Source organism: Nocardia vermiculata NBRC 100427 (genome assembly GCF_001613265.1).
Classification (GTDB): domain Bacteria; phylum Actinomycetota; class Actinomycetes; order Mycobacteriales; family Mycobacteriaceae; genus Nocardia; species Nocardia vermiculata.
The window spans coordinates 14,315-36,835 of the sequence record NZ_BDCA01000044.1 but is presented as its reverse complement, the minus strand read 5'-3'; the positions used below and the strand labels follow the sequence as shown (position 1 = coordinate 36,835).

Below are 22,521 nucleotides of genomic sequence, written 5' to 3'. Positions count from 1 at the left end.
GTTGCTCGCCGCATCACGGACATACGCGGCATACCGTGGACCTATGCGCACAGCAGTTCACCTGGTGTTGTTCGCCTGCGGAGCCGTGATGGCGGCGGGCGCCTTCGGCCCCTTCCTCGGTTCGGTGCAAGCCCGGCACATCCGTCTCACCGAAATCCGCGACGGCTTCGCCACCGGTATCCCGCTGGAGGCGGTGCAGAACAATGTATTGCAGCTGCGTGAGTCCTACACGGTGGTGCTGCTGATCGTGGCGCTGGTGGTGATGCTCGCGGGCCTGTTCGGATCTCACACGCTGGGCTGGATCGGGGTGCTCGCCGCCCTGGCCGCGCTCGGCCTGGGGGCGTGGCGGTTCGAGGAACGATTCGGCGACCGGCTGCAGCACGATTACAACCACCTGCTCACCGGAACCTGGGGCCTGTATCTGTACGGCGCCGGGATCATCGTCGCGATCATCTGCCTGCTGGTGCCGGAGGAACGGCCGCGCCGTCGCCGCACGAGTGCCCCGCCACCGAAGAAGCAGGCTGCCTGACGGTTCAGGCCGCGATCGTCCAGACGAAGCCGTCCGGATCGGTGAAAGCGCCTACGCCACCGGCGAAGACGACCCGATGCGATCCGGTGCCCTCCGGGGGCACCCCGGCGTCCTTGGCGGCCGCGCGACGACCGTAGAGCGCCAGCTTGATCGATCCTTCGGGCGCTTCGAAGTCGACATACTTGCTGCCGTAACTCTTACCGACGGTGAGGCCGCGCTCGACATAGAACTGCTTGGTCGCCTTCACATTGTCGACACCGAGCAGGATCACGAACTCGTCGACCTTGCGCTGCACCGGCTCCGAATCCTTCTTCGCCGAGGTGGCGATCTTCCACAAGGTCCCGTCCGGAGCCTGCAGCACCCCGCCGTACCCCCAGAAACTCTTCTTCGCCGGCTTGATCACCGTCGCCCCGGCAGCAACGGCGCTGGCAAAGTAACTGTCGACGACGCCGGGCTGTGCGACCACGAGGGACAGCACGCACCCCCGGAACCCACTCGTCGGCTCCTGCGATTCACACACCCGCAGGCGGTCGCCGAGACCGAACGCGGAGTCGTAGAACGCGGCCGCGGAGGTGGCGTCGGCGGCTTCGATGGTGATGGCTTCGATGGTGCTCTGATCAGCGGTGATGTTCATGTCTACGACGATATGCGGGCGCCGCGGCGATTACTTCTCGATTCCTGACCGGTACGCGCGCCCCGCGCGGCGCGACAGCTCGGCGAACGCGTCTCGCAGCGGAGGCGGGCCGACGACCTCGCGGATAACCTCACTTGGGTACGGCCACTCGCTGGTTGTTTCAAGGACCATCGTGTGCTCGCACCCCACGGACGAGTGGTGCTGTCAGGTGCCGTCATGGGCAGCATCGGCCGACTGTAACGGGACTGCGCCGCGCCGGGCTCTCGCAAGCCGCGGCCCATATGCTGCGCTCGTGCCCGGAGGGTGCGAGCGGGACACACGTCGTTGCTCTTCGCGTTGAGCTTGCCGGTGTTCGAGGCGTTCGCGTTCGTTGCGGACGTGGATGCGAGTCAGCACTGCTGCGAGAAGTTCGCCGGCATGGTGGCGGTCGTTGATTCGGGGTGTGCGAGTGGGGTCGATGTGTTCGGGCGCGATCCAGGCGGTGCGACCCGGATACGGAGAGTTTTCATCTCCGGTGATGGTGTGCCACCCGCCTGGGCCGTCGTGAATCAGGGCGTGGCAGCTGTCGCAGGCGAGAACGAGGTTGTCGATGTCGGTGCGCCCGCCTTTGGAGTAGTCGCGCACGTGGTGGACCGCGCAGAAACTGGCAGGCGCATCGCACCCGGGCCGGGAACATCCGCGCAGCGCAGCGATCAACGCCAAACGCTGGGCGGGGGAGGCGAGGCGTTTCATCCGGCCCAGATGTAATGGGAGGCCAGTGCGGTCGAAGACGGCCAGATACGGTCGGGATCTCTCGGCAAGTGTCAGCGCAGCCCTCAGCGGGACCACACTACCGGTGGCGGTGACCGCGACACCCGAATCATGTTCCAGGTCTTCGAGTTTGATCGTGAGGATGGTGCTCACCGGCACGCCGCGATGACTGCCGAGGTCTTCAGCGACCACGCCGGACTGCAGGATGGCGGTCAATGCGTCGTGGTTGCGCTGGGCGGGGCTGCGATGATCGGCTCGTACGGCCTTATCCAGAACGCTGGGATCGGCAGTGTCGATATTCACCTTCGGGCTGTCGGGGTCTTCGGGGTTGCAGATGCCGGGCCGTGCGTACTTTGTCAGCAGCGGATCGAGTAGGGCGCGGAGCACGGGGTCTATGTCACCGCGGACCGACGACATGCCGTCCGGGCGCTGGCGCCCGATGGTCAGCCCGCGCATGCGGGCCCGATCGGCATCGTTGGTGAGACGGCCGTCGGGGTCGAGGTAGGCGATGATCCGGTCACCGACAGCAGAGAGGTCGTCCGGGGACCCGGAGCAGGCGAATTCGGTCAGAAGCTGTTCGGCCGCTTCTCGATCGGCCTCTGCCGCGCCGCGCGGTATCCGATTCATCACGTGCGCGATGCCGTGGACGTGATCGGTTGAGATTTCCCCTCGGGTCAGTGCATCAGCGGCGCACGGGAGCTGCGGATCGCGCACCTCACCACTGAGATCATGGAATTGCCCGACCCATTGTGCGGCCTTGACGCGGCGGCCGGCGTCGGCACCCGACAAACGCAGCGTTTGCATCAGGAATCGCTTACCTGTCTTCACGCCGGCGTGAGCGGGCAGGCCGCGTTCCTCGGCTTCGATCAACAGTCGATGTTGGGCGGTGGCGAGCTGACGAGTGCACATCTCGATTTGCCGCATCACCGCCACCACCTGCTCATCGGAGAGTGCCGTCAGCGGTTGTGCGAGTAAGTCGGTGACCGCGGTCAGCAGCGGTTCCGTGACCGCGTCCGCAATTCCCCGCCCCCTCGAATGCATGTTCGAATGATATCAGTGAACAAACCGCCGTAAAACCCCGGAACAGCTCGGATGTCAGGACCGTATCCGTATTCTCGGCTTCGGCCGGCCCGTCGACGAGCTGCTGTCCGCGCCCTCTTGCTGGTCTGCGACGCGGCCGGGTAGTTGTCTCTCGATTCCTGACTGGTGTCTGTGTATTTCGGGTCGTCTCCCGCCGGCCACCACAGGGCGATGGTGAGGCCGAGCAGGCTGAGTAGTAGCTGTAGCAATGTCAGATCAGCCATTCGGGGGAGGTGTGCATCGAGTGCCGGTCGGCCAGCGGTGGCCGCGCAGGTAGCGGCGCATCGGGGTGATCAGCGCGGCATTGTCGGTAATCAGATGCCGAACCAGGTCGGCATGTTCGAATCCGGGCACCACCACGGCGCGAGCATCGCACTCGGCGGCGTGGCGGGACAGTGCCAGTGCCGTGGCCAGTGGGCTGCTGTCGGTGAAAACGGTGAATACCAAACGGAATCCGTGCCGGGCGGCCAGATCGTGGAGATCCACGTGTGCGGGTGCGATGTCGCGGCGGACGAGGCCGATTGCGGCGGGACGATCAGCGGTGGACATCTGGTACTCCCGCCTCGGTGGTCCAGCGCCGGACAGCACATGCGATCGACTGCAGCAGGTCGAGTGGTGGCGGGACTGCTGCGGGGCCGTCCGGTATCCCGCTGTGGCCGGGGACGCGGATCGGTAGCGGTGCCGGATACGTCGAAATCGACAATCGAACGTGTAAACCATTGGCGTGCATGAGATCCCCTGTTGTTAGATGGTCTCCTGGTGAGCAACCCGGCGCAGGGTCCATCGAGGCAGCAAGGGGAACTGTGCATGATGGACCATCGGTTCGTGGCGCTCCGGGCGTTGATCCGATGTCCCTCAATGAATCTGGGGGATGGCCTGCGCCGGGTGCATGCTCAGTAGACCTGCGTTGACGCCGCCTTGGAAGCTTCCTTCTAGCCGAATGCAGAAAAATCGTGCAACATTCCAGTTTTCGATACGTGGGATTCCAGAGTGCGCGAGACTTCATTCCGAAGCGAGAGGTGAGCGGGTATCAGTCTGGGAGGGACGGATGGGAGACAAGACGAGCGACAGCACTTTCGCGCGTCGGATGCTTGGACGACAGCTCCGACATCTGCGTGAGACATCAGGGGTCAGCGTTGATACCGCCCGTAAAGCGATCGGGGTCGGCCATCAGACCTTGTGGCGCCTGGAGACCGGCCAGTCGACCCGGATCTCGGGGCTGCAGGTACGCGAGCTGTGCCGGATTTACCGGGCGTCCGATGACGTTGCCGAAGTTCTGTTGGAACTCGTTGGCGGGCTCTCCTACAAGTCCTGGTGGTACCCGTTTCGGGAAGCCGTTCCGAAAGACTTCGACCTCTACCTGGGGTTGGAAATCGCGGCCAGTAAGTTCGTCAGCTACGCGCCGACTCTGCTGCCGGGACTCGTTCAGACTCAGCCTTATCGCCGAGCCATGACCTGGGCCGCCAACCCGGGAATGTCGACCCTGGATGTTGAGACGCGTATCGAGATCGCGACACGGAGACAGTCCCGCCTCCGAGAAGATCCTGATCTCACAGTGGAGATCATCCTGAGCGAAGCGGCGTTGCGGCATCGAGTCGGTGGCGGCGCTGTGATGGCTGAGCAGTTGCGGTACTTGGCTGAAGTAACCATGCAGTCGAATGTCTCGATTCGGGTCGTCCCGTTCAGCGCCACGCATGTTGGGCTGGAGGTCGGATTGTTCGTTCTGCTCGAGTTTCCCGAGCAACGAACGGCATGGATGTCGGAGCCTCCCATTGTGTACGTTCAGGGGCATACCAGCGACCAGTACCTGGAGCGACCGGAGGAGATTGCCCGATACCAGGATGCGGTCATCCGGATCGGTCAATCGGCTCTGGACGAGAAGTCAACCAGGGACTTGGTCCTGACGATAGCGAAGGAGCATGATGAACAGCGCTGATCTCATCGGGGCACAGTGGTTCAAGAGCAGCCGCAGCTCGAGTAGCAAGGAGTGTGTCGAAGCGGCGCACCTCGCGGCCGGTCGCGTCGGCGTCCGTGACTCCAAGAACCCTAGCGGTCCGGCGCTGGTTTTCGCGCCCGACGAATGGGACGCCTTCCTGGCCGGTGCGAAGTCCGGAGCCTTCGACATCCGGTAGCGCCCCATACGGTGCATTCGAAAACGTCCGGCCGACGGCCGGACGTTTTTCGTTGTCAGGGCCGGCTCCGAACACTTGGGGGCCGCTCTGTGTCGGACCCTGGCGCTCAGGACCGCAGGACCGTATCCATCTTCTTCCCCTTGGCCAGTTCGTCGACGAGCTTGTCGAGGTAGCGGATCTTCTGCATGAGGGGGTCCTCGACGTTCTCGACGCGCACTCCGCACACCACTCCCTTGATCAGGGCGGCATTCGGGTTCAGGTTGGCTTCGGCGAAGAAGTCCTCGAAGGTCGTTTCCGCGTCCAGGTGGTGACGTAACGCCTGCTCGTCGAAACCGGTCAACCATTCGATGACCTGGTCCAACTCTGCCTGGGTGCGACCCTTCTTCTCCACCTTCGTCACGTAGTGCGGATATACGGAGGCGAAGCTCGTGGTGAAGATACGGCTCATGCCGTGAGCCTAGTGTCCGGGGTGATGTGACGGCGGTGACGGGCGGGAGGCCGATTGAGGTCTGTGGTGCTGGGTAGGCGAGACCATGTCCGGTGAAAATACGACGGAAGGGGAATTCCGTGTCCGATCAGAACACCGGCCCGCGCGAGGGCATCAAGGGCGTCGTGGAAGACGCCAAGGGTAAGGCGAAGGAAGCAGCCGGGATCGTGACCGGCAAGAACGATCTGGAATCCGAAGGACGGGCCCAGCAGGAGAAGGCCGAATCGCACCGTGAGGCCGCCCAGAAGGAAGCCGAAGCGGAGAAGGCGCGCGCCGACGCGAGGGTCGACGAGGCACGCCAGCAGTCCCATCAGCAGGACCGCTAGCACGCGCGCTCTCGTGAGGAGGTTCTCGTGGTCTCACACGACGTGATCGCGCAGCTACGGCAGGACATCACCACCGCGTCCGACGCCGGGGACGAGGCGGAGGTGAAGCGGTTGGAGAAGGAACTGGACACTGCGCTGGCCGCCTATCGCGAAGACGCCGGCGGGGCCGGATGAGTAGCTCGGCCGACGCGGACGGCGGCGCGGTGACGCAGCAGGAGCTTGCGCACCGCGTCGCCGATCTGGCCACTGCACGTGGCGAGACCGTCGCGGTAGCCGAATCGCTGACCTCCGGCAAGATCGCGGCCGCACTGGGCGCCGCGCCGGAGGCAGCGACGTGGCTGCGCGGCGGTGTCGTCGCGTACCACCCCGAGGTCAAGCGCACGGTTCTGAATATGCCCGATGTGCCGGTGGTATCGCGCCCGGCCGCGGAGGCGCTGGCGAGGAATGTGCGCACCTTGCTCGGCGCCGATATCGCGGTCGCGGTGACCGGCGTCGGCGGTCCCGACCCCAGTGACGGCGAACCCGCCGGAACGGTCTGGTTCGGCACCGCCTCCGAGGCCGGAGTCACCGCATGTTCCGCACATTTCGACGGGGAGCCGGACGAAGTGCTCGACCAAACCGTCCGTTTCGCGCTGACCTGTCTGCTGGACCGTATTTCATAAGCCGCGCATCACTGAATTCTCAACCCGGACAGCGGGTTTCCATCCACATGCCACGGGCGTATGAAACGTGGCCTGGAAGACCTGCGCGTGCAGGCACACGAGTTGACCTGAAGCGTGGTCGAGGTTGCATAGTCGGTGCAGGAGCTCGACCAGCACACCGAGGCAAGGTAGTGGATATGCGCGTGGTACAGGCGGTTCGATTCGGAGAACCGGAGGTATTGGTGCCGACCGAGGCGCCGGCCCCGGTGGCCGGTGCGGGACATGTCGTGATCGAGGTGTCGGTGGCGGCCATCGATTTCGTTCAAACCCAAATCAGGCGAGGCTTTACTCCTGGACCGCCGCTGCCCACCCCGCCGTACGTTCCGGGCGCCTCGATCGCCGGTCGGGTGCGTGCAGTGGGGCCGGGGACGGATCCAGCGTGGATCGGACGTCGGGTGGTCACACACACGGCGAGCGGTTACGGCGGTAACGCCGAGCTGGCGGCGGCCGAGGTGGAAGCGCTGATCCCGGTGCCGGACGGGCTGGGTCTGCCGGAGGCAGCAGCGTTGCTGGATGACGGTGCCACTGCGCTGGCGCTCGTCGAGACTGCCGGCATCCGACCGCATGAGTGGGTGCTGGTCGCCGCGGCAGCCGGCGGGGTGGGCAGCCTGTTGGTGCAGTTGGCGCGGGTGGCGGGCGCGCGGGTCATCGGCGCTGTCGGCAGCACACCCAAACGTGAACTGGTCCGGGACAAGCTGGGTGCAGATGTAGTGGTCGACTATTCTTCGCCCGGTTGGCCGGACCGCGTACGTGCGGCTACCGGAGGTCGGGGGCGAGGGTCGGCCACCTGGGCGCAGCCGCCACAGCAGGCGATCAGAATCCTGGGCAGACCCGAGAGGGACCTGAATGTCGGGTTCATCCGTGCCGGTACCGTCTGACACGGTGCAGGGAACGCCGGTGCGAATCCGGGGCTGTCCCGCAACTGTCACCGAGGAGTGACCCGCCGACGAACGGCCACGGCCTACCCAGGCTGGAAGGCCGGTGGGGAGCGACGATCCGGGAGCCAGGACACCTGTGCCGTGATGTCGGGATAACGCACGAGGATGGCGATGAACAACTTCACAGCAGGTCCGCCCGGCCCGAACCGGCGGCGGTTCCTGGCGCTGGCCGGGCTCACCACAGCAGGTGCGGCGGCATGGCTCGCCGGCTGCGGAACGGATGCGGGATCCGGCGGTCCGCAGGGGCCGCCGCAGAACGGGGGCCGGTTGCGGGCAGTCATCGCGGGCAATTCCGCGAGTTCGGATCTGCTCGACCCGCATCGGGTGGGAAGCTCCGCGGGCGGCGCGGTCTCCAAGAACGTGTGGGACAAGCTGGTCGCCTACGACAACGATCTGCGGCTGCGGTACCGGCTGGCGCAAGCGCTGGAACCCGGCCGCGACGGCAGCGAGTGGCGCATCACGCTCCGGCCGGGTGTCGTATTCAGTGACGGATCACCGCTGACCTCGCGGGATGTGCTGTGGAGTTTCGAGCGGATGCTCGATCCGGTCAACGATTCCGCCGGTGATCTGGCGATGGTGGATATGCCGCGTACCAGGGCCGACGGTGATCTCGGTGTGGTGGTGGGCATGAAGGCACCGATCGCCGATTTCGGATCGGTCCTGGCCGGCTGGTACTGCTACGTCGTCAAGAACGGCACCACGACCTTCGACGAGCGCACTCTGCCGGTCGGAACCGGCCCCTTCGCCCTGTCCTCCTGGTCGCCGGGTGACCGGACGCTGCTGCATCGCAACCCCTTGCATTGGGACGGCCCGGCGCGACTGGACGAGGTGGAGATCATTCAGATCGCCGAGACCGAGGCACGGATGAACGCTTTCCTGTCCGGCGCCGCCGATGTGGCGCACGAAATGAGTTATCTGCAGGCGCATACCGCGTCGTCGAAGCCGGATGTGCAGGTCATCGTGCCGCCCAACGGACTGATGGGTGCCCTCCAGATGCGGGTGGACGTGGCGCCCTTCGACGACGTGCGGGTGCGGCAGGCCATGCGGCTTGCGGTGAACCGGCAGGCCATGGTGGATTCGGTGTACTACGGCTACGGCGAGGTCGGCAACGATCTCTACGGCAAAGGGGCGCCGTTCTACGACGACACCCTGCCGCAACGTCACTACGATCCGGCCCGGGCACGGGAGCTGCTCCGTGCCGCAGGGAAGGAGAACCTGCGGGTCACCCTGCCCACGGCCGACGCCATGCCCGGCATGGTGGAGTCGGCCACCCTGTACGCCGAGCACGCCAAGGCCGCCGGGATCACCATCGAGCTGAAATCCGTTCCCGCGGACACCTATTTCTCGCAGGTCAGCGGAAAGGCGCCGCTGAGTCATATCGGCTGGTGGAACTACAGCCTGGACTACTTCTACGGCCAGACCACGACCAGTACCTCCCCGTCGAACGGGACCGGCTGGAAACGACCGGACTGGGACGCCGGCTTCGCGCAGGCCCGGGCCGCGATGGACCCGGATCGGCGCCGCGAGCTGTATCACGGACTGCAGGAACAGCTCTGGCGCGAGGGTGGCTATATCGTGCACAGCTTCGCCCAGCGACCGGACGCGGCGCACAGCACGGTGGGCGGGATGCGCGCGGGCGTGCCGGGGACCGACGACTGGGCGAACTATTCGACCACCTGGCTCGCCTCGCGGTGAAACCTGATGACACGCTACATTTTCCGGCGTCTCGCGGCCGGCGTCGCCGTGCTGCTCGTGGTCGCGGTGCTGGTATTCGCCTTGTTCGCCGTGCTGGATTCGGATGCGGCGGTGGTGATTCTGTCGCGCCAGGGCGGGGGCGATCCGTCGCCGGAGCAGCTGGCGGCGCTACGTGCCGAACTGGGACTCGACCGTCCGGCGCCGATCCGCTTCCTGGACTGGGCCGGCGGACTGCTGCACGGTGATCTGGGGCGTTCGCTGATCTCGGGTCGCCCGGTGGGGCAGGTACTGGGTGAGCGGCTGGCCAACAGTGCCGCGCTCGCGGCATGCGCTGTGGTGCTGTTGATTCCGTTGTCGATCGGGCTGGGTCTGCTCGCCGGACTGCGCCCCGGTTCGCGGGTGGACCGGCTGCTGAGCATCGGCGCGCTGACGCTGGAATCGGTGCCCGCGTTCGTGATCGGTGTGGTGCTGGTGGCGGTGGTGTCGTTGAGTTTTCGGCTGCTGCCGGCCGTGTCGCTGATTCCGGCGGGGACCAGTGCGTGGAGCCGGCCGGAAATTCTGGTGTTGCCGGTGCTGTGCCTGCTGGCCGGGCTCCTGCCACATCCGATCCGGATGGTGCGGGCGCGCACCGTGGAGGTGATGGAATCGCCGTATATTCGTGCCGCGCGGATCAACGGCGTCGGGGATCGGCGCCTGGCCGTGCGGCACGTCTGCCCGGCGGTGTTGTCGACGGCGGTGCATCCGCTCGCGGGGGCGATCGTGGGACTGGTCGGCGGTATCGCCGTGGTGGAGACGCTGTTCGAGTATCCGGGCATTTCCAAGGAGTTGCTGACCGCGATCGCCGCGCGCGACTATCCGTTCGTACAGTCCACCGCGGTGCTGCTCGCGGCCTTCGGTATCGGTGCGTACCTGCTCGCCGACCTGCTCGCGTTGCTGACCAGTCCGCGGGCGCGTGCCGTGGCCACCGGGGCCGTCGGATGAGGCGCGCCGGGTGGTGGGCGGTACTGGGAGCCGTCGTCCTGATGGTGGTGCTCGGGCCCGTGCTGGCACCGTACTCGCCGACCGCGCCGGTCGGGCCCCCGTTCCGGACGCCGTCGCCGGAGCACCTGCTGGGCACCGACATCGTGGGCCGTGATGTGTTGTCTCGGCTGCTGTGTGGAGGATGGTCGCTGCTGGGGGCCGCACTGCCGGCCTTGGTACTGGCCTATGCGGTGGGCGGTGGGATCGGCCTGATCGCGGGGCTGCGCCGGCGCGCGGACCCGTGGCTGATGCGCCCGGTCGACGCGGTGATGGTGCTGCCGTGGTTCCTGATCCTCGCGGTGATCGCGACCGCCCTGGGACCGGGCACGGCCGCCGTGCTGACCACCGCGGTGCTGGGCTCGGCCCCGTGGATCGCGCGGATCGTCCGCACCGCGGTGCACGATATCGCCGACCTGCCCTATCTCGACGATGCCCGGATGCGTGGGGAAAGCCTGTGGCGCACCGCGCTGGTGGAGGTGTTGCCGAACCTGCGCCCGATCATCGTGGCCGATGCGGGAATCCGGCTCTCCGGGGTGGTGTCGATCGTCGCGGTGGGCGGATTCCTCGGCTTCGGGCAGCGGCCCCCCGATCCGGACTGGGCACTGATGATCACCGAGAACCGGGCCGGATTCGGTGTGCAACCGTGGGCGGTACTGGCCCCGGCGCTGGGAGTCGCCGTGCTCGTCGTCTCCGCGAATATGCTGGGCGACCGGACGGTAGCGTCCGGCAGGCGGGCGGGAGGGTTCCTGGGCCGGCGTGCCGGTGGTGGCTTCCGCGGTCGCTGGACTGCCGGGCGCGCCGGGGCTACTGCCGAGGGCGGCGATGCCGTTCGAATCCGGAGGACGGGACCGGCACCGACCACGGGAACCCCGGGGGAGAACGGTACGCACGGCGGTGTGCCCCCGCGCTCCGATGCTGGTGCAAGGGGGCGCCGAGGGATCGGATCGGATGCTGGTAAGAGGGTGCGCGCCGAAGGGCTCGGCGTGCACACGGCCTCGGGTGCAGTACTTCTGGAGGGCGTCACGGTCGGTGTGGGCGCAGGTTGCGGCTTGGCCGTGGTGGGAGCATCCGGTGCCGGAAAAACCACATTCGCCGCGGCATTGCTCGGGGCATTGCCGTCGGGGCTCGGGGCGGCCGGGGAGGTCGAGCTGCGGGTCGACGACATGGGCCGCCGCAGAGTGGGTTTCGTGCCACAGGATCCGTCCACCGGGCTGAATCCGGCACTGCGGATCGGCACGTCGATCGGGGAGATCGCCCGGTTGTACGGGACCACGGACACCACCACCGAGGTCGAGGCGGCGCTGCAACGGGTCGGCCTGCCACACGATCGTGCCTTCCGGCGCCGGTTCCCGCATCAGCTGTCGGGCGGCCAGCAGCAGCGGGTACTGCTGGCCATGGCGCTGCTGGGCGATCCGGCGCTGGTCGTGCTGGACGAACCGACCACCGGGCTCGATGCCCGCACCCGGTCCGGCATCGTCGCCACCCTGGCCGAGCTGCGCCGCGAATCCGATGCGGCACTGGTGATCATCACCCACGACCTGAACGGTGTGGCACCGCTGATCGACGAGGTGCTCGAGCTCGCCGACGGGCGGATGCAGACGCTGCAACCACTGGCGGCGTATCTCGCACCGCCGGCGGTTGACCTGTCGGCCGAGCTGCTGTCTGCCGGTGCGGCGACCCTGGACGATGTACGCGAACCGTCCGCGACCGTCGACCGCCGGGAGAATGCGCCTGTCGAGCAGCCGAGTGTGGCGCTGACGGTCGGGGGATACGACCCCGGCATGCGGGCCGCGGGTGACACGGCAGGGGCCGGCACGGGATCGATACTGCGGGTGCGCGGGCTGAGATTGCGATATCGCTCGCATCATGTGGCGCACGGTGTTTCGCTGGATCTCGCGGTGGGCGCCGGCCTGGCCGTGACGGGGCGTTCCGGCAGCGGGAAGACGACGCTGGCTCGCGCACTGGCCGGGCTGCATCCGGCGTCGGCCGGCACCCTGTGGCTGGACGAGCAGGCGCTGCCACTGCGGCTCGAGGCCCGCCCAGCACCCCAGCTGCGCGCGATCCGGTTGATCGCGCAGAACCCGGCCACATCGCTCAATCCGGCACACCGGGTGGGTGCACAGCTCGAGCGACCACTGCGGCTGTTTCGCGGGATGGACGGCGCTGCCGCTGCGGCCGAAGCCGATCGTCTGCTGATCTCGGTCGGGCTCGACCCCGCGCTGGCCGCCCGCCGCCCGGCCGCGCTGTCGGGTGGGCAGCAGCAACGGGTCGCGCTCGCCCGGGCGCTGGCCGCCGAACCGAGCGTGCTGATCTGTGACGAGATCACCGCCTCGCTGGATGCCGAATCGCGCCGGATCGTCGTCGATCTGCTGGCCGGCCTGCGCCGCAACGGAACGGCACTGATCGTGATCAGCCATCAGGAACAGGTACTCGCGGCACTCACCGAATCCGAGCTGTCCCTGGATGCGGCACCCGCATCGTGTGCCGGGGTGCCTTTCGTTGCGCCTGCGGCCGTGACCCAACCATGATTGAATCAACGCTTGAAACCTGTTCTAATCTGCGCACGTATCAACAGGGCACCCGGACCTGACCGGGGGACCGGAGGGATGGGCTGATGGCCGAGAAGACCGTACTGATCACCGGGGCCGGCGGCGGTCTGGGCGGGGCGGCGGCGACGCTGTTCGCGCAGCGGGGCTGGACGGTACTCGCCGCCGATCTGCGCCCGCCCGACCCCGCACCCAATGTGGTGCCCATCGAAATCGACGTCACCGATACCGACTCGGTGAACGCGGCCGTCGCGGTGGCGCAGGAGCACGCACCCGACGGCCTGGACGCGGTGGTCACCTTCGCTGGCTGGATGTTCGTCGGATCCCTGGTCGAAGCCGACGACGAGGATATGCGCCGCATCTTCGACATCAACGTGCTCGGCACCTACCGGGTGATCAAGGGGGCGTTCCCGCTGATTCACCGGGCCGGTGGGCGGGTGGTGACCATCAGCTCCGAAACCGGTTGGCAGAAGGCGCTGATGCTCAACGGCCCGTACGCCATGACCAAACACGCCGTCGAGGCCTACACCGACGCGCTGCGGCGTGAGCTGATGTTCCTCGGCATCCCGGTCAGCACGGTGCAGCCCGGCCCGTTCCGCACCAATATGGTGGCCGGGATCCGGGCGAGCTTCGATCGGGCAGCCGGTAAGTCGACCTACTTCAAGGGTTTGACCACTCGGGTCGGCGATATGGCGGTCCAGGAGCAGGACAGCGCGCACGATCCGTCGGTTCTCGCCGAGGCGGTGTGGCGCGCGGCGACCGCCGACCGCCCGCGCCGGCGCTATTCGGTGCGCCCGGATCTGCAGCGCCGGATCATGAATCGGGTGCCCGATGCCGTGCTGGACCCGCTGCTGCAGAGGCTGCTCGGCCCGGCCGACTAGAAATATGCACCCGACGGCGGCCGCGCAGGACGCATGCCGTGCCGCCGCCGGTGCGGGCCCGATCAGGTACGCAGACCGGCGCGCGTGATGGGCGGCACGAGAATGCCGACCGGTTCACGATGCCACCAGACCCGTTCGGTACGTAGTTCTCTCGGCGTACTGAAGGTGTACAGATAGTGGCGCACCCGCACCGCCCCGGGCGGGGTGTCCGGGAACGGGTTGTGGCGCAGTAGTTTCACGGTGTCGGAATCACCGTCCAGTAGTCGACGCAGGAACGGCCCGAGCCACGGGCGCGCGAAACCGGGATTCACGGCAGCGAACCACATCAGCCAATCCAGCCGCAGGTGGTACGGAGCCCACTGCCTCGGGATCCGATGCGGCGCACCGGGTTTGCCCTTGAACTCGTACTCCCGCCACACGGTGTCCGCGGTGAGGTCGGTATCGAGGGTGCCTTCGACCACGAGTTCCGAGCGGGTGCGTTCGATGATACCGAAAGCGCCGTAGGTGTTGACCAGATGATAGGGGTCGAAACTGGCGTTCATGTGCTGGTTTCCGGACAGCAGGTTACGCACCGGCCGATAGCTGAGCACCACGACCACGGCGCCGTACGTCAGGACCGTGATCGCGAACCACAGGGGTGGGTCCGGTAGTGCCGGGGCCTGCGGCAGCGGCAACACCGCCCCGGCGACACGGGCGTCGATCGCCGTGCAGGCGAGCAGAATCGTCAGCCAGTTCAGCCAGGCGAAGTTGCCCGACAGCACCAACCACAATTGGGTGGCCACGATGATCGCCGCGGCGATGCTCGCGATCGGCTGCGGCGTGAACAACGCGAACGGGACCACCAGCTGGGCGATATGGTTCGCGGCCACCTCCACCCGGTGCAACGGCTTGGGCAGGTGATGGAAGAACCAGCTCAGTGGCCCAGGCATCGGCTGGGTTTCGTGGTGGTAATACAAACAGGTCAGATCGCGCCAGCAGGGGTCGCCGCGCAATTTGATCATCCCGGCGCCGAACTCCACCCGCCACAGCAGCCAGCGGGCCAACCACAGCACCAGCAGCGGGGGCGCGGTGCGATCGTTGCCGAGGAAGATGGCGAGAAATCCCGCCTCGAGCAGCAGAGTTTCCCAGCCGAAGCCGTACCAGACCTGCCCCACATTGACGATGGACAGGTACAGCACCCACACCACCGACCACGCCAGCATCGCCACCGGCAGCGGAACCAGATCATCGGCACCGGTGATCAAGGCGAGGGCGAGGGCCGCGCCGAACCAGGCCGTCCCGGCGAAGAACCGGTCGGAGTAGTGGAGGTGAAAAATGCTCGGTGACTGCCGTGCCGATGCGCGCGCGAGGAAACGCGGCACCGGCAGCATGCCGTGCCTGCCGATCAGGGCCCGGAACTGGAGTGCGGCACCGGTGAACGCCAGCAGATACACCACCGCCAGGCCACGCTGGAACACCTCCCGCGCGAACCAGTACTCCGGTGCCGCCAACCAGTGCATGCATCACCATCCTCGGGTCGAGTGATGGGATACCCGTTCCGGGCGGCGAGATTCAGCCCTTGAAGTACACGAGCTGATGACTGGTGGCCAGCGGCGTGCCCGCGACACCCCACAGCTGTGCGGTCTGGTCGAAGAACCCGTCGCCGAAATGCTGCGCACCGGCGGTGGCGAGAACGGGCTGCGCACCCTGCTCCGCCAGTGTGGTGGCGTCGGCGTGGAAATACACCGTGAGCGAGACCGTGCTTGCCGGGACCATCGTGCCCTTGCGCACCATCACCCGCGGAATGAACACATCGCTGAGCGCGGTGAGCGCGAGCTGGTCCAGCGGGCGGGGCGGGGTGTCACGGACCCACAGTGTGGTGGTGGAGGTGGGCTGTTCGACCTGTTCCCCGGCCAGCGGGCCGTGGCCCTCGACGAAACGCATCTCGTAGTTGTCCATCCACACCGGGAATCCGGGTGGGGTGGTGATCGCCACCGATTCCGGTGCCGGCGCCGCGGGCGCGGTGATTTCGGTGTCGGACCAGCTCGCGCGCCGGGCACCGCAGACCACGGTGGCGGTGGTGTGCACCGCGTCGCCCTGGCTCAGGGTCAGCATCCAGTGCTGCGTGCTGCGGTTGGTACGCACGAGCCGGCTCTCGATGGTGAACGGGCCTTCGGCGATCGGGCCCGCGTAGTTGACCGTGATCGATACCGGTTCGCCCGCGCAGCGCGGGTCGTCGAGCACGGCCCGCAGCGCGGTCGCGGCGGTGACACCGCCGAAGGGGCCGACCATGTTCGCATACGGCGCGGTGGTGCGACCCTCGTAGCGACCCGCACCCGCGGCCACCAGCTCGGTGGCGAGATCGAATGGGTGCGTACGGATCTCGGTCGAATTCACGGCAGTGTTTCTCCTTCGGGCGGGGGAATCGGGTGATCCCGGTGCGGGGCGATCGCGGCGGATACCAGGGTGTCGAGCTGGGCACCGATGCGGTCGAGGGGTGCGGTACTGCGTTCGGCCCGGCACATCGCGAGACTGCCCTCGAATGCGGCAATGATCAGCGTCGCGGTGTTCTCGGCGGTGACCGGATCGGCGCCGTGCTCACGCAGCGAGGCGGCCAAGAGATCGGTCCACCGGGCGAACGCGATCGCAGCAGCGGCGCGGGGTGCGCCCTCGGCATCGGGGACATCCTCGATCGCTACTGCCAGTACGGGGCAGCCGGCGCGGAACTCGCTGTCGAGTATGTTGCCGCGCCATTCGGTGAGGAATGAGCGCAGGCCGTCGACGGGGCCCCGTTGCAGCGCGCGGGCGAGTGCGTCCGAGATCATCTCGCCCGCGAAGGCGACGGCCTCGGTGGCCACTTCGGATTTTCCGCCGGGAAAATGGTGGTAGGTGGAACCGAGCGGAGCGTGGGCGTATTTGGCCAGGTCGCGGACGCTGGTCGCGGACAGTCCGCGGCGGCGGATCATCTCGGCGGCGCCGGCGACCAGCCTGCTTCGTGAATCCCGGGGCGTGTTCGCTGCCGGCCTGTTGGTCATGCCCACCTCCCTGTCTATAACGAACGTTATACCGCATTCGCGGATCGGATTGCGGGGCGGTGTCGGTGGTACACCGACCACGACTGGACCAGACACCCACGATCGTGCCCGTGCCGCGGCCGCGGCGGGCGGTGAGGAAGGCAGATGACCGGCACGGACGGCCAGGACAACGGCCCGCGCAACGTCGCGCAGAAATTGATCGGGAGCCATCTCGTTTCGGGACGTATGGTGCCGGGGGAGGAGATCGGCATCCACATCGATCAGACCCTGACTCAGGACGCCACCGGGACCCTGGTGATGCAGGAACTCGAGGCACTGGGGCTGGATCGGGTGCGGACGGACCTGAGCGCCCAGTACGTCGACCACAATCTGCTGCAGACCGACGACAAGAACGCCCAGGACCACGAGTTCCTGCTGTCGGCCTCCCGCCGCTACGGCGTGTGGTTCTCCAAACCCGGTAACGGTGTCTCCCACCCGACACATATGCAGCGGTTCGGCAAACCCGGCGTCACCATGGTCGGCTCCGACTCCCACACTCCGGCAGCCGGATCGCTGGGCATGCTCGCCATCGGCGTCGGCGGGCTCGAGGTGGCACTGGCCATGGCCGGCGAACCGCTGCACATCACGATGCCGCAGATCTGGGGTGTCGAGCTGACCGGCGAGCTGCCGCCGTGGTGTTCGGCCAAGGACGTCATCCTGGAGATGCTGCGCCGCCACGACGTGAAGGGCGGCGTCAACCGGATCATCGAATATCACGGCCCCGGCCTGGCCGGGCTGACCGCGATGGACCGGCATGTGATCGCCAACATGGGTGCCGAACTCGGCGCCACCACCACGGTGTTCCCCGCCGACGACGCCGTGCAGGAGTTCCTGCGTGCCGAGGACCGCGCCGGCGATTTCAGCGAACTGCGCGCCGACGAGGGAGCCGGCTACGACATCGAGGAGCACATCGACCTCACCACGATCGAACCGTTGATCGCGAAACCGTCCTCACCGGGTGATGTGGTGCCGGTGCGGGAGGTCGCCGGTGAGCCGGTGGCGCAGGTGGTGATCGGTTCGTCCGCGAACCCCGGCCTGCGTGATTTCGCGATCGCCGCCGCCATGGTCACCGGCCGCCAGACCCACAACGACGTCAGCTTCGACGTCAACCCGACCTCGCGGGAGATCCTGGAAGATCTCACCCGGATGGGCGCGACGTTCGAACTGATCCGCGGCGGGGCCCGCATCCACCAGTCCGGCTGTATGGGCTGTATCGGGATGGGGCAGGCTCCCGCGGTGGGCCGCAATTCGCTGCGCACCATGCCCCGCAATTTCCCGGGACGTTCGGGCACCGACGAGGACTCGGTGTGGCTGTGCTCGCCGGAGACCGCTGCTGCGTCGGCGCTGACCGGGCAGATCACCGATCCGCGTGATCTCGCCGAGGATCTCGCCCTCGACTACCCGGCATTGGATCTGCCGAGCCACGCGTCGGTGAACACCGCGATGCTGGTGGCGCCGCTGCCGGCCGACGAAGCGGCAACGGTGGAACTGGTGAAGGGGCCGAACATCTCGGCGCTGCCGGTCTTCGACCCGCTCCCGGATGTGATCGAGGCACCGGTGCTGCTGAAGGTCGGTGACAACATTTCCACCGACGACATCTCCCCGGCCGGGGCACGCGCACTGCCGTACCGGTCGAATATTCCGGCGCTGGCCGAATTCGCCTTCATCCGTATCGATCCCGAGTACCCACGCAAGGCAGCGGAAATATCGAGTGGCACCGGGCACGTCATCGTGGGTGGAGAGAACTACGGGCAGGGTTCCTCGCGTGAACATGCCGCGATCGCGCCGCGGTACCTGGGTCTGCGTGCGGTGCTCGCGAAATCCTATGCGCGCATCCACTGGCAGAATCTCGCCAACTTCGGCATCGTCGCCCTGGAGTTCGACGATCCGGCCGACTACGACCGGATCAGCGCCGGGGATGTGCTGCGTATCGACGGATTGCGCGAGGCGCTGGCGGCCGGAAAATCGGTGCCGGTGCACAACGTCACCGCCGGTGTGGATATCGCAGCCCGTCACCGGCTGTCGGAACGGCAGGTGCGTGACGTGCTCGCCGGCGGAATCATCCCGCGCCTCGCCGCAGCCACGTGAGTCCGGCTACTGCACCAGTTTTTCGCTCTTCAGCCAGTCGTAGGCGACGTCGGCGGGGTCTTCGCCGTCGATGTCGACGCGTGCATTGAGGTCCTGCATCAGATCGTTGGTCAGGCGCTCGGACAGGGTGGCGATCAGGGGCCGAATCTGCGGGTACCGGTCGAGGATTTCCTCGCGCACCACGGCGGTTCCGCTGTACGGCAGGAAGAACTTCCGGTCGTCGTCGAGGACGACCAGATGCAGATTCTTCACCCGGCCGTCGGTGGTGTAGATCATGCCGAAGTTGCACGGCGAACTGTTCGCCGTGGCGGTGTACACCACGCCGGCGTCCATCCGGGTGACGTTCCCGGCCGGAACACCGTCGGGAGTGTTGTAGGGGATGCCGTACTTCTCCAGCATCGGCAGGAAACCGTCGCTGCGGCTGAAGAATTCGTCGTCGACGCAGAAGGTGCGATCGGCCACGGGCAGCGCCGCCACATCCGAGAGCGAGTGCACCCCGAGCCGCTGCGCGGTGGGCCCGGACGCGCCGAATGCGTAGGTGTCGTCGAAATTCGCCGGTGGTAGCCAGATCAGCTGGTTGTCGCGCTGCTCCACGTCGTGGACGCGCTGCCACAGTTCGTGCGGGTCGGAGATGATCTCGGTCTCGTTGTGGTAGGTGACCCAGCCGGTGCCGGTGTACTCCCACAGCACGTCGGCGTCACCGTTCAACTGGGCCTGGCGTGAGGACGCCGATCCCGGCGCACCGGTCAGGTCGGTGATCTTCGCGCCCGCGGCGGCGAGGTAGGTCGCGGTGATCTTGCCCAGCAGCACCCCCTCGGTGAAGCTCTTCGAGGTGACGACGATCTTCGCGCCGTCGAGCGGCTGCTCACCGTTCGGTAGTCGCGCATCGTGGAAGGTGCCCGACGAACTGACCAGACCGCATCCGGTGAGCAGTATCGCGACCACCGCGGCCGCGAGCGCACCCAGCAGTGCCTGCGGCGCCCTCACGACACACCCCGCGGAGTCGCGGCCAACTCGACCAACCGGCCCAGCCAGTCGATCGTCAAGGCCAGCAGCCCGACCAGAATCGCGCCGGACACCAGCAGTTTGGGCAGGAACAGCGTGACCCCGGTGGTGATCAGGGTGCCGAGGCTGGTGGCGCCGATGAAGGTGCTCAGGGTGGCGGTGCCGACCAGGATCACCAGGGCGGTCCGAACACCGTTGAGTATCACCGGGACCGCCAGCGGCAACTCCACCTGCACCAGGGTGCGCGCGGCGGAGAAGCCGATCCCACGCGCGGCTTCGATGGTTCGCCGATCCACCTGCCGGAGACCGATGATCGTGTTCTGCAGGATCGGCAGGATCGCGTAGACGACCAGGCCGACGATCGCGGTGCGGAATCCGGTGCCGAGCCAGAAGGTGAACAGCACCAGCAGCCCGACCGCCGGCGCGGCCTGACCGATGTTGGCGATATTGACCGCGACCGGCTCGAACCGCGCGAGTGCCGGCCGGGTCAGCGCGATTCCCAGTGGAATCGCCACCAGTACCACGATCAGCGTCGCGATCACGGTGAGTTCGATATGGGAGCGGATGGTGGTACGCAGCGTGGCCCAGGCGAGCGAGGCCTGCTCGGTCGAGGTGAACGTTTGTGCGCGATACCAGAATACGTAGCCGATGCCGATGACCGCGATGACGAGCGGTTCGAACCACACGTCCATCGGAATCGAGCGCCGCCGCGTCACGACGGCTCACCGGAATCGTGCTCGTCGTCGGCCGCGATCACCGGTGTCGGCGCGGGATCGGTTCCGTCGACATAGGTTTCGTAGGACGGGGCCTCGCGGTCGCCGCGCACGTCGGCCAGCTTGTCCCGGATCACCTCGGTCACCGAGCCGATACTCAGCGAGCCGACCACCGCGCCGCGACCGTCGGTGACCAATGTGGCGCCCTGGCTGGTGGCGAGCATGGCGTCGAGGGCGTCGTTGAGGGTGGAGGAACGCGCGACGACCGGCAGCCGGCGATCGAGGAAGTCCGAAACCTCCGGTTTGGTCGCCAGTTCGTCCAGGGTGGGCCAGGATCGGGGCCGCCCGGCCGCGTCGACCACCACCACCCAGGTCTGCCCGGCGGCCTTCGCCCGGTCGATCACCTGCTGGGCGGGCTCGCCGATCCGCGCCGTCACCACCGCGTCGGAGGCGATGTCGCGCACCCGCTGCACCGTCAGGTACGCGAGCTTGGCACCCGAGCCGACGAACTCCTCCACGAACGGGGTGGCGGGCGCGGTGAGGATCTCCTCCGGGCGCGCGTACTGCTCGATGTGGCCGCCCTCGGACAGGATGAGGACCTTGTCACCGAGTTTGGTGGCCTCCTCGAAATCGTGTGTCACCACGACGACGGTCTTGCCGAGTTCGTGCTGGATCGCGATCAGGCTGTCCTGCAGGCGGACCCGGGTGATCGGGTCGACCGCGCCGAACGGTTCGTCCATCAGCAGCACCGGCGGATCGGCCGCCAGTGCGCGCGCGACGCCCACCCGCTGCTGCTGCCCACCGGACATGTCCTTGGGGAGCCGGTCGGCGAAGTCGCCGGGATCCAAGCCCACCAACTCCAGCAGATAGTCGGTACGTTCGGCGATGCGCTTGCGGTCCCACCCCAGCACTCGCGGTATCGCACCGACGTTCTTGCGGACCGACCAGTGCGGGAACAGCCCGCCGGACTGGATCACGTAACCGATCGACTGTCGCAGCTTGTCGGGATGTTCGTGTGTGACGTCGCGGCCGCCGATGAAGATGCGGCCCTCGGTGGGCTCGATCAGGCGGTTGATCATCTTGAGGGTGGTGGTCTTACCGCATCCGGACGGCCCCACGAATGCGACGATCTGTCCGGCCTCGATCTCCAGGTCGAGCCGTTCCACCGCGGGTTTCTCCTGGCCCCGATACCTTTTCACCACCGAATCCAGGGTGATGGCGGCCCCGGTGACGGTGCGTTCGGCGGCCGGGGGGCTGGTCACGTCGGTCATTGGAGTCCCTTCGCGATGGTGAGGCGTCCGAGGAGCACGAGCAGCGCGTCGAACACCAGCGCGACGACAACGATCAGGATGGTGCCCGTCAGCGCCATCTCGAGGGCGTTCGCGCCGCCGAGCCGGGACAGGCCGTTGAAGATCAGCGACCCGAGGCCGGGGCCGAGCACGTAGGCGACGATCGCGGCCACGCCGACGATCATCTGGGTCGAGACCCGGATGCCGGTGAGGATCACCGGCCAGGCGATCGGCAACTCGACGGTCAGCAGAATGCGCCGCCGCGACAAACCGATACCGCGCGCCGATTCCACCAGAGTCGGCGGCACCGAGCGCAGGCCCACGATCGCATTGCCGATCACCGGCAACGCCGCGAAGAACGCCAGCATCACGAACGAGGGGACCACACCGAGGCCGAACGGGACCAGGAGCAGTGCGAGCAGTGCGAGCGACGGGATGGTCAGCGCGACCCGGCTCGAGGTCAGTGTCAGCTGCGACAACACCGGCAGCCGGTAGACCGCGACCGCGACCAGTATCGCGACGACGGTGCCGACGAGCACGGTCTGAAAGGCCAGGGAGGCATGTTGGTAGGTGAGGAACGCCAGCGTGTCACCCCGCCCCCGGATGTAGTTCCACAGATTCACGGGACTCCGATCGTCGGCCACGGGCGCTCAA

General features: G+C 67.2%; 23 protein-coding genes and 1 riboswitch. Of the genes, 12 read left to right on the top strand and 11 right to left on the bottom strand.

What is annotated here, in order from left to right; genetic code table 11:
• Positions 1 to 43 precede the first annotated feature (43 nt).
• Positions 44 to 529 carry a hypothetical protein gene (locus NV2_RS28905; protein WP_067881534.1) on the top strand — a complete coding sequence of 162 codons (486 nt, stop codon included), beginning with the start codon at positions 44 to 46 and terminating at the stop codon, positions 527 to 529.
• 4 nt (positions 530 to 533) lie between these two features.
• On the opposite strand, the gene NV2_RS28900 is transcribed toward NV2_RS28905, so the two are convergent.
• The 3 genes from NV2_RS28900 to NV2_RS28890 all read right to left on the bottom strand — a co-directional run bounded on the left by NV2_RS28900 (position 534) and on the right by NV2_RS28890 (position 3,542).
• On the bottom strand, positions 534 to 1,163 hold the full coding sequence (locus NV2_RS28900) for a VOC family protein (RefSeq protein ID WP_067881531.1): 630 nt from the start codon (positions 1,161 to 1,163) through the stop codon (positions 534 to 536).
• Between the two features lie 204 nt (positions 1,164 to 1,367).
• Positions 1,368 to 2,954 carry an HNH endonuclease signature motif containing protein gene (locus tag NV2_RS28895; RefSeq protein ID WP_084475661.1) on the bottom strand — a complete coding sequence of 529 codons (1,587 nt, stop codon included), beginning with the start codon at positions 2,952 to 2,954 and terminating at the stop codon, positions 1,368 to 1,370.
• Positions 2,955 to 3,209: 255 nt separating this feature from the next.
• The gene (locus tag NV2_RS28890) at positions 3,210 to 3,542 is read right to left on the bottom strand and encodes a hypothetical protein (RefSeq protein ID WP_067881528.1); all 333 of its coding nucleotides are present in this window, start codon (positions 3,540 to 3,542) and stop codon (positions 3,210 to 3,212) included.
• Positions 3,543 to 4,041: 499 nt separating this feature from the next.
• Between NV2_RS28890 and NV2_RS28885 the strand changes: the two genes are divergently transcribed.
• Together NV2_RS28885 and NV2_RS28880 are read left to right on the top strand one after the other, a co-directional pair.
• Positions 4,042 to 4,929 carry a helix-turn-helix domain-containing protein gene (locus tag NV2_RS28885; RefSeq protein WP_067881525.1) on the top strand — a complete coding sequence of 296 codons (888 nt, stop codon included), beginning with the start codon at positions 4,042 to 4,044 and terminating at the stop codon, positions 4,927 to 4,929.
• Positions 4,916 to 5,125, top strand: a complete 210-nt coding sequence (locus tag NV2_RS28880; RefSeq protein WP_067881522.1) for a DUF397 domain-containing protein — start codon at positions 4,916 to 4,918, stop codon at positions 5,123 to 5,125. Before NV2_RS28885 ends, NV2_RS28880 begins: the two co-directional genes overlap by 14 nt.
• Positions 5,126 to 5,231: 106 nt before the next feature.
• Here the strand turns inward: NV2_RS28880 and NV2_RS28875 are convergent, their stop codons facing one another.
• Entirely contained in the window at positions 5,232 to 5,573 is a 342-nt protein-coding gene (locus NV2_RS28875) for a DUF2200 domain-containing protein (RefSeq protein WP_067881519.1), read from the bottom strand.
• Positions 5,574 to 5,692: 119 nt separating this feature from the next.
• Here NV2_RS28875 and mbp1 point away from each other — a divergent pair, with 119 nt between their 5' ends.
• The 8 genes from mbp1 (at position 5,693) to NV2_RS28845 (ending at position 13,719) form a co-directional block, all read left to right on the top strand.
• Positions 5,693 to 5,938, top strand: coding sequence for a microaggregate-binding protein 1 (mbp1, locus tag NV2_RS28870; protein WP_067881516.1), 246 nt, complete (start codon positions 5,693 to 5,695; stop codon positions 5,936 to 5,938).
• Between the two features lie 27 nt (positions 5,939 to 5,965).
• Complete coding sequence (locus tag NV2_RS31600) at positions 5,966 to 6,112, top strand: hypothetical protein (protein WP_157103141.1); 147 nt, start codon at positions 5,966 to 5,968, stop codon at positions 6,110 to 6,112.
• On the top strand, positions 6,109 to 6,600 hold the full coding sequence (locus NV2_RS28865; protein ID WP_067881513.1) for a CinA family protein: 492 nt from the start codon (positions 6,109 to 6,111) through the stop codon (positions 6,598 to 6,600). Before NV2_RS31600 ends, NV2_RS28865 begins: the two co-directional genes overlap by 4 nt.
• Positions 6,601 to 6,776: 176 nt before the next feature.
• Positions 6,777 to 7,517 carry a zinc-binding dehydrogenase gene (locus tag NV2_RS31185; RefSeq protein WP_157103140.1) on the top strand — a complete coding sequence of 247 codons (741 nt, stop codon included), beginning with the start codon at positions 6,777 to 6,779 and terminating at the stop codon, positions 7,515 to 7,517.
• Positions 7,482 to 7,674, top strand: a riboswitch (cobalamin riboswitch). Its footprint overlaps the gene before it by 36 nt.
• A 14-nt stretch (positions 7,675 to 7,688) precedes the next feature.
• Positions 7,689 to 9,272 carry an ABC transporter substrate-binding protein gene (locus NV2_RS28860; protein WP_067881558.1) on the top strand — a complete coding sequence of 528 codons (1,584 nt, stop codon included), beginning with the start codon at positions 7,689 to 7,691 and terminating at the stop codon, positions 9,270 to 9,272.
• Between the two features lie 6 nt (positions 9,273 to 9,278).
• Positions 9,279 to 10,253, top strand: coding sequence for an ABC transporter permease (locus NV2_RS28855; RefSeq protein ID WP_067881511.1), 975 nt, complete (start codon positions 9,279 to 9,281; stop codon positions 10,251 to 10,253).
• Entirely contained in the window at positions 10,250 to 12,820 is a 2,571-nt protein-coding gene (locus tag NV2_RS28850; RefSeq protein ID WP_067881508.1) for an ABC transporter ATP-binding protein/permease, read from the top strand. Before NV2_RS28855 ends, NV2_RS28850 begins: the two co-directional genes overlap by 4 nt.
• Positions 12,821 to 12,906: 86 nt before the next feature.
• Entirely contained in the window at positions 12,907 to 13,719 is an 813-nt protein-coding gene (locus NV2_RS28845; RefSeq protein WP_067881505.1) for an SDR family NAD(P)-dependent oxidoreductase, read from the top strand.
• Between the two features lie 62 nt (positions 13,720 to 13,781).
• Here the strand turns inward: NV2_RS28845 and NV2_RS28840 are convergent, their stop codons facing one another.
• The 3 genes from NV2_RS28840 to NV2_RS28830 are packed head-to-tail and all read right to left on the bottom strand — an operon-like array spanning position 13,782 to position 16,733.
• Positions 13,782 to 15,218: a lipase maturation factor family protein gene (locus tag NV2_RS28840; protein ID WP_067881502.1), complete on the bottom strand. Its 1,437-nt coding sequence runs from the start codon at positions 15,216 to 15,218 to the stop codon at positions 13,782 to 13,784.
• A 52-nt stretch (positions 15,219 to 15,270) separates the two neighbouring features.
• Positions 15,271 to 16,095 (bottom strand): acyl-CoA thioesterase, encoded by an 825-nt coding sequence (locus NV2_RS28835; protein WP_067881499.1) that lies wholly within the window; start codon positions 16,093 to 16,095, stop codon positions 15,271 to 15,273.
• Positions 16,092 to 16,733, bottom strand: coding sequence for a TetR/AcrR family transcriptional regulator (locus NV2_RS28830; RefSeq protein WP_067881496.1), 642 nt, complete (start codon positions 16,731 to 16,733; stop codon positions 16,092 to 16,094). Before NV2_RS28830 ends, NV2_RS28835 begins: the two co-directional genes overlap by 4 nt.
• Positions 16,734 to 16,877: 144 nt before the next feature.
• On the opposite strand from NV2_RS28830, the gene NV2_RS28825 reads away from it, so the two are divergent.
• Positions 16,878 to 18,860: an aconitate hydratase gene (locus NV2_RS28825; protein WP_067881493.1), complete on the top strand. Its 1,983-nt coding sequence runs from the start codon at positions 16,878 to 16,880 to the stop codon at positions 18,858 to 18,860.
• A gap of 6 nt (positions 18,861 to 18,866) precedes the next feature.
• Here NV2_RS28825 and NV2_RS28820 read toward each other — a convergent pair whose 3' ends face one another.
• Genes NV2_RS28820 through NV2_RS28805 form a run of 4 tightly spaced genes read right to left on the bottom strand, consistent with a single transcriptional unit; the run spans position 18,867 to position 22,490 of the window.
• Positions 18,867 to 19,847 (bottom strand): glycine betaine ABC transporter substrate-binding protein, encoded by a 981-nt coding sequence (locus NV2_RS28820; RefSeq protein WP_067881491.1) that lies wholly within the window; start codon positions 19,845 to 19,847, stop codon positions 18,867 to 18,869.
• Positions 19,844 to 20,557, bottom strand: coding sequence for an ABC transporter permease (locus tag NV2_RS28815; protein WP_084475659.1), 714 nt, complete (start codon positions 20,555 to 20,557; stop codon positions 19,844 to 19,846). The genes NV2_RS28820 and NV2_RS28815 overlap by 4 nt, the downstream gene beginning before the upstream one ends.
• 20 nt (positions 20,558 to 20,577) lie before the next feature.
• Positions 20,578 to 21,849 (bottom strand): ATP-binding cassette domain-containing protein, encoded by a 1,272-nt coding sequence (locus NV2_RS28810; RefSeq protein WP_067881485.1) that lies wholly within the window; start codon positions 21,847 to 21,849, stop codon positions 20,578 to 20,580.
• Positions 21,846 to 22,490, bottom strand: coding sequence for an ABC transporter permease (locus NV2_RS28805; RefSeq protein ID WP_067881555.1), 645 nt, complete (start codon positions 22,488 to 22,490; stop codon positions 21,846 to 21,848). The genes NV2_RS28810 and NV2_RS28805 overlap by 4 nt, the downstream gene beginning before the upstream one ends.
• Positions 22,491 to 22,521: the final 31 nt, after the last annotated feature.

Coding starts and splice junctions, on each gene's coding strand:
- NV2_RS28850 (WP_067881508.1), top strand. CDS start 10,250: ATGAGGCGCGCCGGGTGGTGGGCGGTACTGGGAGCCGTCGTCCTGATG.
- NV2_RS31185 (WP_157103140.1), top strand. CDS start 6,777: ATGCGCGTGGTACAGGCGGTTCGATTCGGAGAACCGGAGGTATTGGTG.
- NV2_RS28875 (WP_067881519.1), bottom strand. CDS start 5,573: ATGAGCCGTATCTTCACCACGAGCTTCGCCTCCGTATATCCGCACTAC.
- NV2_RS28905 (WP_067881534.1), top strand. CDS start 44: ATGCGCACAGCAGTTCACCTGGTGTTGTTCGCCTGCGGAGCCGTGATG.
- NV2_RS28840 (WP_067881502.1), bottom strand. CDS start 15,218: ATGCACTGGTTGGCGGCACCGGAGTACTGGTTCGCGCGGGAGGTGTTC.
- NV2_RS28845 (WP_067881505.1), top strand. CDS start 12,907: ATGGCCGAGAAGACCGTACTGATCACCGGGGCCGGCGGCGGTCTGGGC.
- NV2_RS28825 (WP_067881493.1), top strand. CDS start 16,878: ATGACCGGCACGGACGGCCAGGACAACGGCCCGCGCAACGTCGCGCAG.
- NV2_RS28830 (WP_067881496.1), bottom strand. CDS start 16,733: ATGACCAACAGGCCGGCAGCGAACACGCCCCGGGATTCACGAAGCAGG.
- NV2_RS28860 (WP_067881558.1), top strand. CDS start 7,689: ATGAACAACTTCACAGCAGGTCCGCCCGGCCCGAACCGGCGGCGGTTC.
- NV2_RS28855 (WP_067881511.1), top strand. CDS start 9,279: ATGACACGCTACATTTTCCGGCGTCTCGCGGCCGGCGTCGCCGTGCTG.
- NV2_RS28890 (WP_067881528.1), bottom strand. CDS start 3,542: ATGTCCACCGCTGATCGTCCCGCCGCAATCGGCCTCGTCCGCCGCGAC.
- NV2_RS28880 (WP_067881522.1), top strand. CDS start 4,916: ATGAACAGCGCTGATCTCATCGGGGCACAGTGGTTCAAGAGCAGCCGC.
- NV2_RS28815 (WP_084475659.1), bottom strand. CDS start 20,557: ATGGACGTGTGGTTCGAACCGCTCGTCATCGCGGTCATCGGCATCGGC.
- NV2_RS28900 (WP_067881531.1), bottom strand. CDS start 1,163: ATGAACATCACCGCTGATCAGAGCACCATCGAAGCCATCACCATCGAA.
- NV2_RS28865 (WP_067881513.1), top strand. CDS start 6,109: ATGAGTAGCTCGGCCGACGCGGACGGCGGCGCGGTGACGCAGCAGGAG.
- NV2_RS28810 (WP_067881485.1), bottom strand. CDS start 21,849: ATGACCGACGTGACCAGCCCCCCGGCCGCCGAACGCACCGTCACCGGG.
- NV2_RS28885 (WP_067881525.1), top strand. CDS start 4,042: ATGGGAGACAAGACGAGCGACAGCACTTTCGCGCGTCGGATGCTTGGA.
- NV2_RS28895 (WP_084475661.1), bottom strand. CDS start 2,954: ATGCATTCGAGGGGGCGGGGAATTGCGGACGCGGTCACGGAACCGCTG.